Origin of the sequence: Streptomyces sp. NBC_01260, from assembly GCF_036226405.1 — a bacterium.
GTDB lineage: Bacteria > Actinomycetota > Actinomycetes > Streptomycetales > Streptomycetaceae > Streptomyces > Streptomyces laculatispora.
Genome location: NZ_CP108464.1, coordinates 4,436,456 through 4,451,438 on the forward strand (window position 1 = coordinate 4,436,456; position 14,983 = coordinate 4,451,438).

The 14,983-nt window shown below is 71.5% G+C and carries 13 protein-coding genes; 7 read left to right on the plus strand and 6 right to left on the minus strand.

Going from position 1 to position 14,983, the window contains the following annotated elements; translation table 11 throughout:
* Positions 1–114 precede the first annotated feature (114 nt).
* The gene (locus tag OG322_RS19820) at positions 115–1,008 is read left to right on the plus strand and encodes a glycoside hydrolase family 19 protein (protein ID WP_123460175.1); all 894 of its coding nucleotides are present in this window, start codon (positions 115–117) and stop codon (positions 1,006–1,008) included.
* Between the two features lie 35 nt (positions 1,009–1,043).
* Here the strand turns inward: OG322_RS19820 and OG322_RS19825 are convergent, their stop codons facing one another.
* Complete coding sequence (locus tag OG322_RS19825; protein WP_329307748.1) at positions 1,044–2,540, minus strand: helix-turn-helix domain-containing protein; 1,497 nt, start codon at positions 2,538–2,540, stop codon at positions 1,044–1,046.
* A gap of 329 nt (positions 2,541–2,869) precedes the next feature.
* Between OG322_RS19825 and dnaN the strand changes: the two genes are divergently transcribed.
* A complete protein-coding gene (dnaN, locus tag OG322_RS19830) occupies positions 2,870–4,006 on the plus strand; it encodes a DNA polymerase III subunit beta (RefSeq protein WP_123462104.1) in 1,137 nt (378 codons plus the stop codon).
* A gap of 81 nt (positions 4,007–4,087) precedes the next feature.
* Here the strand turns inward: dnaN and OG322_RS19835 are convergent, their stop codons facing one another.
* The 4 genes from OG322_RS19835 to OG322_RS19850 form a co-directional block, all read right to left on the minus strand.
* A complete protein-coding gene (locus OG322_RS19835; RefSeq protein ID WP_329307749.1) occupies positions 4,088–6,076 on the minus strand; it encodes a YncE family protein in 1,989 nt (662 codons plus the stop codon).
* A gap of 175 nt (positions 6,077–6,251) precedes the next feature.
* Positions 6,252–8,231: a serine/threonine-protein kinase gene (locus OG322_RS19840; protein ID WP_123460172.1), complete on the minus strand. Its 1,980-nt coding sequence runs from the start codon at positions 8,229–8,231 to the stop codon at positions 6,252–6,254.
* A gap of 95 nt (positions 8,232–8,326) precedes the next feature.
* Positions 8,327–8,824, minus strand: a complete 498-nt coding sequence (locus OG322_RS19845; protein WP_123460171.1) for a MarR family winged helix-turn-helix transcriptional regulator — start codon at positions 8,822–8,824, stop codon at positions 8,327–8,329.
* Positions 8,821–9,510, minus strand: a complete 690-nt coding sequence (locus OG322_RS19850; RefSeq protein WP_329306753.1) for a DJ-1/PfpI family protein — start codon at positions 9,508–9,510, stop codon at positions 8,821–8,823. The genes OG322_RS19845 and OG322_RS19850 overlap by 4 nt, the downstream gene beginning before the upstream one ends.
* Before the next feature lie 169 nt (positions 9,511–9,679).
* On the opposite strand from OG322_RS19850, the gene OG322_RS19855 reads away from it, so the two are divergent.
* The 3 genes from OG322_RS19855 (at position 9,680) to OG322_RS19865 (ending at position 12,680) form a co-directional block, all read left to right on the plus strand.
* Positions 9,680–11,053, plus strand: coding sequence for an aspartate aminotransferase family protein (locus tag OG322_RS19855; RefSeq protein WP_123460169.1), 1,374 nt, complete (start codon positions 9,680–9,682; stop codon positions 11,051–11,053).
* Positions 11,054–11,158: 105 nt separating this feature from the next.
* Positions 11,159–11,923: a GntR family transcriptional regulator gene (locus OG322_RS19860; protein WP_329306754.1), complete on the plus strand. Its 765-nt coding sequence runs from the start codon at positions 11,159–11,161 to the stop codon at positions 11,921–11,923.
* Positions 11,924–12,029: 106 nt separating this feature from the next.
* On the plus strand, positions 12,030–12,680 hold the full coding sequence (locus tag OG322_RS19865; protein WP_123460167.1) for a hypothetical protein: 651 nt from the start codon (positions 12,030–12,032) through the stop codon (positions 12,678–12,680).
* An 83-nt stretch (positions 12,681–12,763) separates the two neighbouring features.
* Here the strand turns inward: OG322_RS19865 and OG322_RS19870 are convergent, their stop codons facing one another.
* Positions 12,764–13,537 (minus strand): SLATT domain-containing protein, encoded by a 774-nt coding sequence (locus OG322_RS19870; protein WP_123462102.1) that lies wholly within the window; start codon positions 13,535–13,537, stop codon positions 12,764–12,766.
* A 385-nt stretch (positions 13,538–13,922) separates the two neighbouring features.
* On the opposite strand from OG322_RS19870, the gene OG322_RS19875 reads away from it, so the two are divergent.
* Entirely contained in the window at positions 13,923–14,258 is a 336-nt protein-coding gene (locus OG322_RS19875; protein ID WP_123460166.1) for a YbaB/EbfC family nucleoid-associated protein, read from the plus strand.
* A 94-nt stretch (positions 14,259–14,352) separates the two neighbouring features.
* Positions 14,353–14,952, plus strand: coding sequence for a recombination mediator RecR (recR, locus tag OG322_RS19880; protein WP_123460165.1), 600 nt, complete (start codon positions 14,353–14,355; stop codon positions 14,950–14,952).
* Positions 14,953–14,983: the final 31 nt, after the last annotated feature.

The following is a 14,983-nucleotide window of genomic DNA, read 5'->3' on the forward strand; positions in this document are numbered from 1 at the left end:
TTTCCTTACGATGGTCTGGACCTTGACAGGTCCAGACCAGCAGCGCTTGAGTGTCGGCACCCCCCATGGCGGCGCACCGATGAGCTCGGTGCGCCGCGCCGAAGGAGTGTTCACATGATCAGACGCATCATGGGCGTGCTCGCCGCGCTGGGCGCGGTCGTCGCGGCGCTTGTCGTCCTTCCCGCCACCACCGCATCGGCGGCCGACTGCGCGGCTGCCTGGAACTCCTCGTCCGTCTACACGGGCGGCGGCGCCGCCTCGTACAACGGGCACAACTGGACCGCCAAGTGGTGGACCCAGAACGAGAAGCCCGGCAGCTCCGACGTCTGGGCCGATCAGGGCAGTTGCGGGAGCGGCGGCACGGACCCGGGCGGCCCCGGCTCGTCCGACGGCTTCGTCGTCAGCGAGGCGCAGTTCAACCAGATGTTCCCGGGCCGGAGTTCCTTCTACACCTACAGTGGTCTCACCGCCGCGCTGAGCGCCTACCCGGGCTTCGCCAACACCGGCAGCGACACGGTGAAGAAGCAGGAGGCGGCCGCGTTCCTGGCCAACGTCAGCCACGAGACCGGCGGCCTGGTGTACGTGGTCGAGCAGAACACGGCCAACTACCCCCACTACTGCGACAGCAGCCAGCCCTACGGCTGTCCCGCGGGCCAGTCCGCGTACTACGGCCGCGGCCCGATCCAGCTCAGCTGGAACTTCAACTACAAGGCCGCCGGTGACGCTCTCGGCATCGACCTGCTGGGCAACCCCTACCTGGTCGAGCAGAACGCCGCGGTGGCCTGGAAGACCGGCCTCTGGTACTGGAACACCCAGAACGGACCCGGCACCATGACGGCCCACAACGCCATGGTGAACGGCGCCGGATTCGGTGAGACGATCCGCTCGATCAACGGCTCCATCGAGTGCAACGGCGGCAACCCCGCCCAGGTCCAGAGCCGGATCGACAAGTACCAGGCCTTCGTGTCGATCCTCGGCACGACGCCCGGATCGAACCTGAGCTGCTGACCCGCTGAGCTCCCGTCGGGGGGCGCCTGGCGGCCTCACGGCCGGCGGCGCCCCCCGTTCGGCTGTCCGCCCTCGGTCAGGTCCAGCGCCCGGAACGCCAGCCACAGGTCGTAGCGGGCACTCGGCGTCCGCAGGAGCGAGCGCTGGAGCACGGTCTCCAGCCGGGTGAGGCGTTTGCGCACACCGGGTACGGAGATGGACAACGCCTTGGCCGTCGGCCCGAGTTGGGCCTCGCACTCCAGCCAGGCGCGCAGGGTGGTGTACGGGTCGGAGGCGTTGTCCGCCGCCGCGGGGGTGCCGAGTGGGCCCACCTGCTGGGCCGCCCAGGAGCGGACCGCCGGGCTGCGCAGGATCTCGTCCAGCGAAAGGACGGGCGCCGCCGCGTCCCCGGCCGGGCGGCCGGACCTGGGCAGGGCGGGTGTGGCGCGGACGGCCAGGGCCAGATCGAGTGCGGCCTGGTCGGCGACCCGGTTCAGATCCAGGTCCAGCAGCTCGCCGATCAGCCGCAGCCGTGCGGCCAGGGTGTTGCGGTGGATCTTCAGGTGCGAGGTCGCGTGCGAGGAGAACGCGAGCCAGGACGCGAGGGTCGCCGCGAGTTCCTGACTGCCCGGGTCCTGGCTGCGCCGCGGCAGATGCCCGAGCAGCGGGGCCAGCAGGGCGTCGGCCCACCGCGCACCCTCGGCGCCGACCACCAGCGCGGGCTCGGGTGCCGAGCCGAAGCCGGCGTGCCGGCCGGGCAGCCCGCGGGCGACGGCCAGCGCGTGGAAGGCCTGGCGGTACGCGGTCGCCGTGTCGGACAGCGGTACGTCCTGGCTGATGCCCACGACGCAGTCGTCCACCACCGCGGCCACCTCCGGGCCGAGCCCCCCGTCCGCCGGTTCCGGTCCCGCCGGCACGATGAGGATCAGATGGCGTGCGTACACCGGGCACCGCACAATCCAGGACCGGCCGCCGGAGAGCTCCGTGCAGATCCGGGCCACCTCGTCCCTGCCGCCGCCCGAGCACTCGACGACACAGACCCGGACGGGGTCGGGCAGGGCGGGCCTCAGCGCGCCCGCCACCTGGTGCGCGATCGACAACTGGCCGGTCATGAGCAGATGCAGCACCGCCTCGCGGCCGCGGGACTCCGCCAGATCGACGCGACGGCGCTTGCGCTCGACGGTCTCGGCCGCCCAGCACATGGTGAGCGGCAGGGCCGCGTCGGCGAGGAGCACGGCCAGCCGGTCCGGCAGCGGGCGCCGGCCGATCACGGCGAGGACCGGTGCGGCGGTGCCCGGCGGGCCTTCCAGGGCGAACAGCAGCGCGGTGTGCGGCCCCCTGTCGAACGAGAGGGAGCGGGCCCCGAGCGCCGTCAGCTCCCGTGCGCCCTCGGCCGCGAGGGCGGCCGATCCGGCGCTCGCGGCATCCGGGTCCCGGGCGACGCCGTACAGGACGGTGCCCTCGCGGCCGAGCAGTCCCGCCCAGCCGTCGGCACGGCCGGACACCCAGCGCAGCAGTTCCCGCGAGCCGCCGGAGCGGGCGAGCCCGTGCATCCGTATGACGTCGTCGGCGCGACCGCGCGCGTGCACACTTCCCCCGCTCCTGCCAGGAACCGGAGTGAAGCGTACCGGCCTGGTTGTGCGGACTGATACCCCTCACCGCCCACACAGTGCGAACTGAATCTTTACCGGCTCCTGCTCCGCGGCCTAGAGTCCGAACGCGGTTGCGGGCCTTTCGGGGGAGAGGCACGGGGGACGACGGCAGCGGCTCACGGGGGTGGCCGCTGTCGTCGGCGCAACCGCCTCCTCGCTCCGTTGTCAGTGGTGACCCTTAGCGTCGAGGACCAGAGATGGTCGCCGGCGCACGAGGAGAGGTCACCACCATGGAGTTCCGGATCGAGCGCGGCGCACTGGCCGACGCGGTCACCTGGGCGGCCCGGGTGCTGCCCACGAGATCACCCGTTCCTGTGCTGGGCGGTCTGCTGCTGGAAGCGGCGGACGGCCGGCTGTGCATCTCCGGCCTCGACTACGAGGCGTCCGCCCGTATCGAGGTGGACGCCGAGATCCTGAGGCCCGGCAAGGTGCTCGTCATGGGCCGCCGGCTGCTGGACGTCTGCCGGGTGCTGCCCGAGGGCGCGGTGGAGTGCGCGGTGGAGGGCTCCCGCTTCACGGTGACGGGCAGCGGAGCCGGATTCGGCCTCTCGGTGCTGCCGCTCGACGACTATCCGTCGCTGCCGCCGCTCCCGGAGGTCCTCGGGGCGGTGGACTGCGAGGAGTTCGCGGCGGCCGTCGCGGATGTGACGGTGGCGGCCGGCCGGGACGACACCCTGCCGACGCTCACCGGAATCCGGCTGGGGCTCGACGGCGACCGGATGACCCTGGCGGCGACGGACCGGTACCGCTTCGCGGTCCGCACGCTCGGCTGGAAGCCCGGGGCGGCGGACGTCTCGGCGGATGTCGTGGTCTCGGCCCGCCGGCTCACCGAGATCGCCCGCTCCTTCGGCCGCGCGGGCATGGTCAGCCTCGCACTGGACAACGGGTCGGCCGGCTTCGAGCTGGCCGGGATGCGCACCACGGTCCGGCTCCTGGACGGCCGACTGCCCCGCCACGACAAGCTGTTCGCGATGTCGGACCCTGTCACGGCGGTCACGGAGCGCGAGCCCCTGGTCGAGGCGGTGAAGCGGGTCTCGGTGGTGGCGGACAACGACAGCCCGCTCCAACTCGCCTTCCACACGGACTCGGTGCTGCTCCAGGCGGGTTACGAGGACGACGTGGCGTCCCAGCGGCTGCCCGCCGTGCTGGCGGGCGCCCAGGAGATGGCGGTCGCCTTCAACCCCTCCTACCTGATGGACGCGCTGGCCTCGTTCGACGCACCGGTCGTCCGGTTCCGGCTGATGGGTCCGGGGCAGCGCGCCATGGTCACCGGGCATGACACCCGCGAGGACGCGATGGCCACGGCGGAAGGGGCGTCGCAGCCGCCGCACCAGCACCTGCTGATGTCGGTCAAGCCGCTGGTCTAGGGCCTTTCGGACCCAAAGGGGGCGGGGTGGCGTCCGGGCTGTCGATGCCCGTCCGCCACCCCATCCAACGTGCCGCTGCGGTTACTTGGTGAAGATGAAGTACTTCCAGGCGCCGTGGGTGGTCGAGTTGACCGAGTCGCCCGAGGAGCCGTTCACGTACGAGGAGCGGGCACGCATCCGGTATCCCGTCTCGTGAGTGCCCTTGAGCGTCACGGCGGTCTTGCCGTTGGTGCCGAGCCTGAAGTACTGCGAGCCCGCGTCGTACCACTTGCCCTGGTAGTTGAGCTCCAGCGACAGCTTGAACGAGCGGTTCTTGTAGTAGTTCATCGTCGTGGTGAAGACCGGGTCGGTCTTCTTGTGGAAGTACGCGTACGAGGTGGAGCCGATCTTGGCCGTCTTGTACTGCTTGGCGACGGCGGTCGAGACCTTCACCTTCGCGTACGCCGTGGACGTGACCGTCTTGGACGCGTAGCGGCCGTCACCCTTGAAGACGGCGGTGACGGTGGTGTCCCGGGTCATGTCGACCGTGGTGGACAGATTGCCCTTGGAGTTGACCTTTCCGGTCTTCGCCAGCTTCTTCGGCTTGTCCGTGCCGTACGGGTCCACCCACAGCTCGACGGTGCGGTTCTTGTACGTCTTGCCGAGGTGCGCGGTGAACGACACGTCGGTGCCGTACGCGTACAGCGCCTTGTTGCGGTTCAGGGTCAGCGAGGTGGCCGCACGGGAGACGGCGACCTTGCCGGAGCCCGATCCGGCGGAGTGGATGGCGTCACCCGCGTACGACACCTTGTACGTGACCGTGCCGCCCGCGGGCGGGGTGTCGGAGAAGGAGAACGCCCCGTTCGACTTCAGCGTCACCGCGGGGAGGGCCTTGCCCTTGGGTGACTCGACATCGGTACGCGTCACCGTGGCCTTGGCGCCCGCCGCGAACGCGCCGCCCGACGTCACCTTGCCGCTGACGGTGAGCTTCTTGGCGCGCGTCGACTTCGCTGGGGCGGTGACTGTGACCGTGGTCCGCGACTTGACGGTGTCGGTGAGCACCCGCAGTGAACGGACGTCCTTGCTGTTCACCGTGACGGCGAACAGCAGGCTGGTGTCCGGTGCCCAGGCCAGCCCGGCGGGGACCAGCGTGTCCGAACCGCTGCTGGTACCGGTGTTGGGAAAGTCGAACGTCCGCACCGGCTTGCTGGTGGAGGCGCCCGGCTTGTACACGTACACGTCGGGCGAGTACACCCCGTCGATGCCGGCGGCGACCGTACCGTCCGGGGCGATGTCGACAGAGTTGGGGTACGAACCGGACTGGTACGCGACCCCGGGAGTGAGGTCGGAGGTCCGGTACGCCTGGTGGACGTACGGGTACCCGCTGGCCACCACGACCTGCGTGCCGTCCGGGCTGAGCGCCAGGTCCTGCAGGTTGGCGCCGTCCGTGCGGGTCCGCGCGGTCTCCGTGGCCGTGCCCGAGGCCACGTCGTACACGGCCAGCTCCGTCGGACTCTGGCTCTCGATGCCGGCGGCCAGCACATTGGGCGCGCCGGGCGCGGAGGCCAGGGTCGGCGCCGCGTACCAGGTGCCGTTCTCCTCCGGGTCCAGGGTCACGACCGGCTCGGCGCCGTTCAGGTCGAGCGAGCCGATGTGGCCCGAGCCGCCCGAGCCGTAACCGAACCAGAGCTTGCCGCCGGCCAGGGCCGGGTACTTCGGGTCCGTGCCTTCGCCGGTGGCGTACCGGGCGGACTCCTTGAGCGCCTTCGTGTCGATCGTGACGATGGCGTCGGCGCCCGGGACGGCGGCGTAGAGCGTGCCCGAGTCGGCGGACAGGTCGAGCCCGGTGACTCCGGGCAGCGACGGGATCGTCGCGACGACCGCCCCGCTGTAGTCGGCGACGAGGACCTTGCCGCCGGTCGGGTCACTGATGAAGACGTGCTTGTGCACACCGTCCGCGAGGATGTCGCCGACGGACTTTGCAGGAAGGATTCTGCTGGAGTCGGCCGCGGCCGGATTCGCCGCACCGCCGACCAGTACCACTGAGCTGAACAGGACCGCGATCGAAGTCGCGGTGGAGACCCTGCGCATACGGAAGTTGTTGATCTCTACCCCCACGGTAAAAGAGGGCCGCTTGCCACCCGTAGACGAGAAAGGGGCGCGGCACAGGAACGCAGGGTATGGCATGACCTTCACGGTGCGTACACATTATGGTCGGCAGGCATCCGGCCGTCCCGTGGGTCTCGTACCGCGCGGCCTGCCCTGATCATTCGGACTTCGTGTACGTGAGCCTCTCGCCGGTGTCCGTGTTCTCGCGGCTCAGGGTGCCGTCAGGGAGCAGGGTGAGCGTGGTCGGACCGCCCGGTGTGCAGGACGACATGGGCTCGCCGAGCGTCACGGTGGAGGGGCCGATCCGGAGCGGGTCTTCTCCGGTGGCCGCATCCGTCAGAGCTGCCTGGAAGACACAGCGGTAGGTGCCGCCCGCATCGGTCGGACCCTCCGCGGTGAGGCTGAGGACGGTGTCGCCGGCCCCGCCCTGCTGGATGACGAGTTCGCGGGTGGAGTGGCCGACGGCGTTGTCGATGCCGCTGGACCAGGTGCCCAGGTAGGCCTCGGGGACGCCGTCCTCGCCGCCGTCGGTGGGGGACGGGTCCTGGGTGCCGTCGGAGGAGTTGGAGCCGGAGTCGGAGGAGTCGTCCTTGGGAGAGGGGGTGGTGGAGTGGTTCGGGGAGGCGGTGTCGCCGCCACTGTCGCTCATCAGCGCGTAGACGGAGCCGCCGGCCCCTATCGCGACGAGCACCGCGATCGCCACGAGAGCGACGGTCGAGCCGGCTCTCCGGCGGGCCGGCCCGGGGGCGGGCGGCTGGGTTCCGGTCGGGTACTGCGGGTCGTACGGGGGCGTGGAGCCGAAACCGGGCTGCTGGGGATAGCCGTACGCATAGCCCTGGTCGGGGCTCTGCTGCTGCGGATAGCCGTACCCCGGGGCGGGGGTCGCGGCCGGGTACGCGGCCGCGTACGGCTGCGCGGGCTGCTGCGGATATCCGTACCCGGGGGAAGGCGTCCCGGAGTACGTCCCGGGGGAGTACGTCCCGGGCACCGGTGGTCCGGCCGCCGGGGTGGCGGGCTGCTGGGGGCCGGCCGTGGTGCGCGGGGGGTGGGTGCTGCCCGGTGCGGGGTGCTCCGGTGACGTGGCCGGTTCGGCGGGGGGCGGGGGCGGTGTGTCCTGCGGGACCGCGTCCTCAGGGGGCGCCACGCTTTCAGGGGCCGCCGCGTTCTCAGGAGCCTCTGCCTCTCCCGGCCCCTCCGCGTCCTGCGGGTCCTCCGAGTCGAGCAGCTCCACGGCGTGGCGGCCGAGTTGGGCGAGGAGCGCGCCCGGGAGCCAGGGCTCCGACGTGTTGTCCTCGGCCAGCCGGTCCAGGATCTCGTCGGGCACCGGTCTGGCCGCCGGGTCCTTGCGGAGGCAGTCCTGGATCAGCTCCACGAGGTCCACCGGCACCCCGGTCAGGTCCGGGTCCTCCTGCGCGATCCGGAACAGCAGCGCGTGCACCCCGCTGGCGGCATCGCCGAACGGGAGCCGCCCGGTCGAGGCGTACGCCAGCACCGAGCCCAGACAGAACACGTCGCACGCCGTGGTCACCCGCTCGCCCCGCACCTGCTCGGGCGACATGAAGCCGGGGGAGCCGACCAGGGCCCCGGTGCGGGTGAGGCCGCTGTCGGTGACGGTGTCGAGGGCGCGGGCGATGCCGAAGTCGATGACCCGGGGGCCGTCGATCGTCAGCAGGATGTTGGACGGCTTGAGATCGCGGTGGATGAGCCCGGCGGTGTGGATGGCCCGCAGGGCGTGCGCGAGACCGTTGCCCAGGATGTGGACCGAACGCTCGGGCAGTGGTCCGTACGCGCCGGGGGCGGGGCTCGCCGAGGTGCTCGCGCGGCCCGAGACGGTGGTCTGGAGGGACGGTCCGGCGACGTAGCCGGTGGCGACCCAGGGCACGTCGGCGTCGGTGTCGGCGTCCAGTACGGGGGCGGTCCAGGTGGAGCCGAGGCGGCGTGCGGCCATCACCTCCCGCCTGAACCGGTCGCGGAACTCCTGCTGTTCGGCGAGTTCTTCGCGTACGAGCTTGATCGCGACGGTGCGGCCGCGGTCCGAGCGGGCCAGGTACACCTGGCCCATGCCGCCCGCGCCGAGTCTGCCCAGCAGTCGGTAGGCGCCGATGCGTTGCGGATCTACGGAGCCGAGCTTTTCCATGGTGTGCAGTCCTCCCCCGTACGGCGACACGCCGAACGGGTCGAGAATAGCGGCGCGGTTGTGCCCCGGCGGGGGGTGGTGGCCGGTCCGTGCCCTCAACCGCCGGGTGGGCCGGAGGCGTCGGCGGGGCTCGGAGCACCGGCCGTGCTCGGGTGGTGCACCGCGTCCATCGCCCGGGCCAGGCGTTCCAGCACGCGTACCGTTTCCGCGAACTCCTCCGGGCCCAGCTCCCGGGACAGCCGCGCCGCGAACTCCGCGTGGCCGGGGCCGATTCGGGACATCGCCGTGCGGCCCTCCCGGGTCGGGCGCAGGAGCTTCGCGCGGCGGTGGGCCGGGTTCGGTACGTACTCCGCGAGCCCCTTGCCCACCAGCAGATCGGCGATCCGCTGCACTGCCTGCCGGGTGATGCCCATGACCCGGGCGATCCCGGAGACGGGCAACGGTTCGGCCAGCACCGCCCCGAGCACCTGCCACCACGCGGCGGTCAGCCCGGCCGGGCGGGCCAGCTCCTCCGACAGGGAGAGGAACTGGCCGTTCAGCCGGAAGACACCGAGAGCGGTCCGGCTCAGCCGGTCCTGTTCCGTGCGGCTCATCCCTGGAGCACCTCGTACGCGCTCGCGTCCGAGTCATGGAAGAGCCGGTACCAGGCGTCGAGCTTCTCGCCCTCGAACACACCGAGGAGGGCGAGGATCTCGCGGGCGAACGCGACCGGCTCGGTCGGCCCGGCGGTGACCAGCGCCCCACCGGAATCCGCCCCACCGGAATCCGCCCCACCGGAACCCGCCCCACCGGAACCCGCCCCACCGGAACCGGCCCCGTCGCGACCGGCACGGCCGTGGTCGGTGACGGCGTCCGCGTCGACGTAGTGCTTGCCGCCCCCGTAGCCGGTGGCCGCCAGATAGAAGGACACCGCGCTCGTGTGCGCCCGCTCGTCGAGCAGCCCCTCGCGGGCCAGCCCCGCCGTCGCCCCGCAGATCGCGGCGACCGGAACGCCCGCGTCCAGGCAGGTCCGGGCGGCACGTGCGAAGGGGGCCAGTTCGTCGCCGGCGTCCCACAGCCCGGCGCCCGGCAGGATCAGCAGCGCGCCGTCCTCGGGGCGCAGCTCCGCGAGCGCCAGATCGGGGCGCACGGTCAGCCCGCCCATGCTGGTGACCGGGTCGGTCGTCGGGCCCACCGTCCGGACGGTGAAGCCGTGCTGGGCGAGGTGGGCGGTGGTGTGCCCGGTCTCCCAGTCGGCGTAGGTGTCGTACACGGCCAGATACACGGTCCTGCGGGTCATGACGGCCTCCGCGGCAGGAAGAACACTGATGACAACACGCTGTCACTACGACAACATGTTGTCAATGCATCGGCCCTCGCGCCGGACCCGACACCCTGCCGAACCACACGCCCCACTCCATACAAGGTGGCCATACCGGGCCGCGCCCGCCGCGGCCTACGCTCGCCGTATGACCCCTCATCCCCGTCATGCCGACGCCGCTGACCCCGCCGCCGGCGCGGCCGTGAAGGCCGCCGACCGCGCGCACGTGTTCCACTCCTGGTCCGCCCAGGGCCTGATCGACCCGCTCGCCGTCGCCGGCGCCGAGGGGGCGTATTTCTGGGACTACGACGGCAACCGCTACCTGGACTTCACCAGCGGTCTCGTCTACACCAACATCGGCTACCAGCACCCCACCGTCGTCGCCGCGATCCAGGAGCAGGCGGGGAAGATGACGACCTTCGCGCCCGCCTTCGCGATCGAGTCGCGCTCCGAGGCCGCCCGCCTCATCGCCGAGCGCACCCCCGGCGACCTGGACAAGATCTTCTTCACCAACGGCGGCGCCGAGGCCGTCGAGAACGCCGTCCGGATGGCCCGGCTGCACACCGGCCGCACGAAGGTGCTCTCCGCCTACCGCTCGTACCACGGCGCCACCTCCACCGCGATCAACCTGACCGGTGACCCGCGCCGCTGGGCGTCGGACAACGGCTCGGCGGGCGTCGTCCGGTTCTGGGCCCCGTTCCTCTACCGTTCGCCGTTCTACGCCGAGACCGAGGCGGAGGAGTGCGCCCGCGCGCTCCAGCACCTTCAGGACACCCTCGCCTACGAGGGCCCCTCGACCATCGCCGCGATCATCCTGGAGACCATCCCGGGCACGGCCGGCATCATGACGCCGCCGCCCGGCTATCTCGCCGGTGTCCGCGAGATCTGTGACCGGTACGGGATCGTCTTCGTCCTCGACGAGGTGATGGCCGGATTCGGGCGCACCGGAAAGTGGTTCGCCGCGGACCACTTCGACGTGGTGCCGGACCTGATGACCTTCGCCAAGGGCGTCAACTCCGGTTACGTGCCGCTCGGCGGCGTCGCGATCTCCGCCGAGATCGCCGCCACCTTCGACACCCGCCCCTACCCGGGCGGGCTGACCTACTCCGGCCACCCGCTGGCCTGCGCCGCCGCCGTCGCCACCATCCATGTGATGGAGGACGAGAAGGTCATCGAGAACGCCACCCGCATCGGTGAGACGGTCCTCGGCCCCGGTCTGCGCGAGCTGGCCGAGAACCACCCGTCGGTCGGCGAGGTCCGCGGCCTCGGCGCGTTCTGGGCGCTGGACCTGGTCCGCAACAAGGAGACCCGCGAGCCGCTGGTCCCGTACAACGCGACGGGCGCCGACAACGCCCCGATGGCGGCCTTCGGTGCGGCGGCCAAGAAGAACGGCCTGTGGCCGTTCATCAACATGAACCGCACCCACGCCGTGCCGGCCTGCAACGTCACCGAGGCCGAGGCCAAGGAGGGGCTCGCAGCGCTCGACGCCGCGCTGTCGGTGGCCGACGAGCACACCGTGTAGCACCCGTCCGCACACAGCGCCCCTCCCCTCCCCGCACCTGCCCGGCCGGTGCGGCCGATGGGCTCGGTCTAAGGTGGCCGAAACCGAAACTGGGGAGGGGCGCTCATGCGCGCGAGCGGAGCTGTCACGCGCAGTACGCTGCGGCAGCAGATCGCGGACGCGCTGCGTGACGAGGTGCTTGCGGGGCGTCTTCAGCCGGGACGGGAGTTCACCGTCAAGCAGATCGCCGAGCAGTACGGCGTCTCCGCGACGCCTGTCCGCGAAGCGCTGTTCGATCTCTCCGCGCAGGGCCTGCTCGAATCCGATCAGCACCGCGGATTCAGGGTGTACCAGTTCACCGTCGCGGACTACCGGGCGATGGTGGAGGCCCGCACTCTGGTCATGGACGGGGTGATCCGGGACGTCTTCCGTGAGCAGCCCCCGTCCCCGGCCCAGCAGTTGAAGCGCCGGGACTCGCTCGTCTCCGTACGCCGCCGGGCCGAGGAGGCCGCCCGCGCGGCGCGCGGCGGTGACCTGGACATCCTCATCGGCTACGACCTGCGCTTCTGGCGGGAGCTGGGCGCGCTCGCCGGCAACACGTACATCAGCGACTTCCTGCACCGGCTGCGCGTCCAGGCCTGGGTGTTCGCCGTGCCGTACCTGCGCGGCGACGCGGACGTACGGGACTGGCTCTGGCACGGGCACGCCGACCTCGTCGCCGCGGTCACGCTCCGGGACCGCGACGCGCTGCGCGTGGTGGTCCACGACTACAACGGGCACGCGCTGAGCTGGGCGGACCGGCTGGCGGCCGGGGACCCGGCCCACCCCGGTCACACACCGCAGCCGCCCGAGGCGGCCGGACCCGCGGACCCGGCGCGGCCGGGAGCCTGACCGGCACCGGTCCCCGAAGTCGGTCATGGGGGACCACTGTCCGCGACGTGCCGGCCGCATTACGCTGTCCCGACCATCGCACGCACCAGTTGGAGAGCGAGACTTCGTGGCCTGTGACCTGTGGCTGGTCCCCCTCGTCGATGTGCTGTGCCACAGCCCCGACAACCCCTTCGCCGAGGAGATAGCCGTCTTCGACAAGGCGCTGGGTGAGGTGGGGCTGCCGCCCGTGCCCGTCTACGCCTACATGCCGGGCCTGACCGGAGACGTGGCCCCGGTCGCGGGCTTCGACTACGACGCCCTGCACTTCCTGCGCCGCGCCTATCTGCTCCAGATCAGCGGCCTCGCCGTCACGCCCGTGGACGAACTGGGCGGCGACTACGAGCAGTTGCTGGAGATGTTCGAGCCGACGGCCCAGCAGTCGCACCTGGTGTGGCACTACGACCACGCCGGGGCGTACGTCCCCCTGGACTTCGCCTACCCGATCTCCACCGATGACCTGCTGGAGGGCGGCGGCCCGCTCGGCTCCTCGCACGGACTGCTGCGGGAGCTGGAGTTCGTCGCCCCGTCCATCGGCATCGACCCGGCCAACCCGCCGGCCGCCCCGCTGCCGCCCGCCGCGCCCACCGAACTGGAGGAACCGGCGGTCCCGATCCCGTACGACGACAACCCGTTCGCCCGGGAACGCCACGTCTGGCTCGGCCTGCACGCGGCGGTCACCCGCAGCCTCGCCCAGGGCTCAATGATCATCTTCAGCTGACGGACGAGCCGGCGGGCGGCTGACGGACAAGGCGCCCGCCGGACCCCCCGCCGGAGCCCCTCCGGAATCACGGTGATCACCGGTCATCGCGGGGACTCCGGCGGCCGCTGCCGCGGCATGTTCGGCCGGCCCATCGACTGCAGCGGGAACCTCCCCGGCTGTGCGCCCTGCTCGGCACGCCCGCCACCCGTGCCGCCGGACACCAGCGCCTGCGTCCCCATCGGCGCGGGACCGGCCCGGAACTCCACCATCCAGTCCGCGGTCTCCGACCGCACGAGTTCCGTGACGTCCTCCGAGAACCGCCGCAGCACGCCGAGGCACCGCTCGGCCGCCTCGCTCGCCGTCCCCTCGGTCGGGCCGAGCACCTCCCGTACGCACTCCGAGGCCCAGTCGAACTGGAGCACCTGGAGCCGCCGCTGCACGGCCTGTGCCGTGGCGAGATTCCTTATCCACCCCGAGGTCAGGCCGAAGTACCGGTCGCACGCCATGCACGCGGCGCCCAGCAGCAGCGACAGATAGCCCCAGCCCGCCGCGCCGTGCAGCGCCCCCGTCAGATCGAGCAGCGGCAGCGCCGCGCCCGCCACCGCACCGGCCGCGGTCCCCATCCGCAGCACCCTGGCCCCACGCCGCTTCCACACCCGGTCGCACAGATACCAGTCGGCGGTGCGCAGGGCTTCGGCCTCGACCCAGCGGTACAGCTCGTCGAGCCGCTGGGCGGGTTCGCCCCAGTCGCCGAGCGGGAAGGGCGCTCCGGTCAGATCCCGGCCCGGCGCGCCGGAACCCGTACCGGAAGGAGGGGCGGAACCGGCCGGACCGGGCACACCGGAATCGTTGCGGGGCGGCCCTTCGGGCTGCATCTCCGGCTGACTCACCGGGGTACTCCTCTGCATGCTGCATGACGACGCGTGCTGTCGACCGCGTCCTCGACGATGGGCGGGATATCTGCCCTCTGCTCACTGAGGCTCGCTGCGACCGGCAGTGCCCCATACGTAACCTTGCGTGACGGTGGGTGCGCGTGCGCGTACCGGGACGCATGCCCTTCCTACCGCCGAATGGTGGGCCGCGTGGTCGAAATCGCGGTATTCCCGGGTGCGCGGAGCCTGTGATCAGGTATAGGAGTCCTGCCTTCGCTGACTCGATCTCACTCGAAAGAGTTGCTCGCCAGTGGGTGGCGCGCGCCGCCCGGGGACCACGTAGGCTCGGCGTACCGAAACATTTGTCGTCGAAATGCCTGGAGTGACAGTGATTCCCGGTGGTGGTCAGCCCAATATGCAGCAGTTGCTGCAGCAGGCCCAGAAGATGCAGCAGGACCTCGCGGAGGCCCAGGAGGAACTGGCCAGGACCGAGGTCGACGGCCAGGCGGGCGGCGGTCTCGTCAAGGCGACGGTCACCGGCTCCGGTGAGCTGCGCAACCTGGTGATCGACCCGAAGGCGGTGGACCCCGAGGACACCGAGACGCTCGCGGACCTCGTCGTCGCGGCGGTCCAGGCGGCGAACGAGAACGCCCAGACGCTCCAGCAGCAGAAGCTGGGCCCGCTGGCCCAGGGCCTGGGCGGCATGCCCGGTCTCCCCTTCTGACCAAGGGCATGTCCTAGGACATGCCCAAGACGGTACGCACCCCCTACGGTACGTACCACGACGCGGCCGACCAGGCGGCAGGAAAGGCTTTCCGTTGTACGAAGGCGTGGTTCAGGACCTCATCGACGAGTTGGGCAGGCTGCCCGGCGTCGGTCCCAAGAGCGCGCAGCGGATCGCCTTCCACATCCTTCAGGCGGAGCCCACGGATGTGCGCCGCCTCGCCCATGCCCTCCTGGAGGTCAAGGACAAGGTCCGCTTCTGCGCGATCTGCGGCAACGTGGCGCAGCAGGAGCAGTGCGGGATCTGCCGCGACCCGCGCCGCGATCTGACGGTCATCTGCGTCGTCGAGGAGCCGAAGGACGTCGTCGCGATCGAGCGGACCCGCGAGTTCCGGGGCCGATACCACGTACTCGGCGGGGCGATCAGCCCCATCGAGGGCGTCGGTCCGGACGATCTGCGCATCCGCGAGCTGCTGGCCCGGCTGGCCGACGGCTCCATCACGGAGCTGATCCTGGCGACCGACCCCAACCTGGAGGGCGAGGCCACCGCGACGTACCTGGCGCGGATGGTCAAGCCGATGGGGCTGCGGGTGACACGGCTGGCCAGCGGTCTGCCGGTGGGCGGCGACCTGGAGTACGCGGACGAGGTCACGCTCGGCCGCGCCTTCGAGGGGAGGCGCCTGCTCGATGTCTGACCCGCTGCCGGTACCCCTTCCGGCCCCGCCC

Excerpts from the sequence above, each read along its gene's own strand:
- OG322_RS19820 (WP_123460175.1), top strand. The coding sequence starts at position 115 with ATGATCAGACGCATCATGGGCGTGCTCGCCGCGCTGGGCGCGGTCGTC.
- OG322_RS19825 (WP_329307748.1), bottom strand. The coding sequence starts at position 2,540 with ATGCACGGGCTCGCCCGCTCCGGCGGCTCGCGGGAACTGCTGCGCTGG.
- dnaN (WP_123462104.1), top strand. The coding sequence starts at position 2,870 with ATGGAGTTCCGGATCGAGCGCGGCGCACTGGCCGACGCGGTCACCTGG.
- OG322_RS19835 (WP_329307749.1), bottom strand. The coding sequence starts at position 6,076 with ATGCGCAGGGTCTCCACCGCGACTTCGATCGCGGTCCTGTTCAGCTCA.
- OG322_RS19840 (WP_123460172.1), bottom strand. The coding sequence starts at position 8,231 with ATGGAAAAGCTCGGCTCCGTAGATCCGCAACGCATCGGCGCCTACCGA.
- OG322_RS19845 (WP_123460171.1), bottom strand. The coding sequence starts at position 8,824 with ATGAGCCGCACGGAACAGGACCGGCTGAGCCGGACCGCTCTCGGTGTC.
- OG322_RS19850 (WP_329306753.1), bottom strand. The coding sequence starts at position 9,510 with ATGACCCGCAGGACCGTGTATCTGGCCGTGTACGACACCTACGCCGAC.
- OG322_RS19855 (WP_123460169.1), top strand. The coding sequence starts at position 9,680 with ATGACCCCTCATCCCCGTCATGCCGACGCCGCTGACCCCGCCGCCGGC.
- OG322_RS19860 (WP_329306754.1), top strand. The coding sequence starts at position 11,159 with ATGCGCGCGAGCGGAGCTGTCACGCGCAGTACGCTGCGGCAGCAGATC.
- OG322_RS19870 (WP_123462102.1), bottom strand. The coding sequence starts at position 13,537 with ATGCAGCCCGAAGGGCCGCCCCGCAACGATTCCGGTGTGCCCGGTCCG.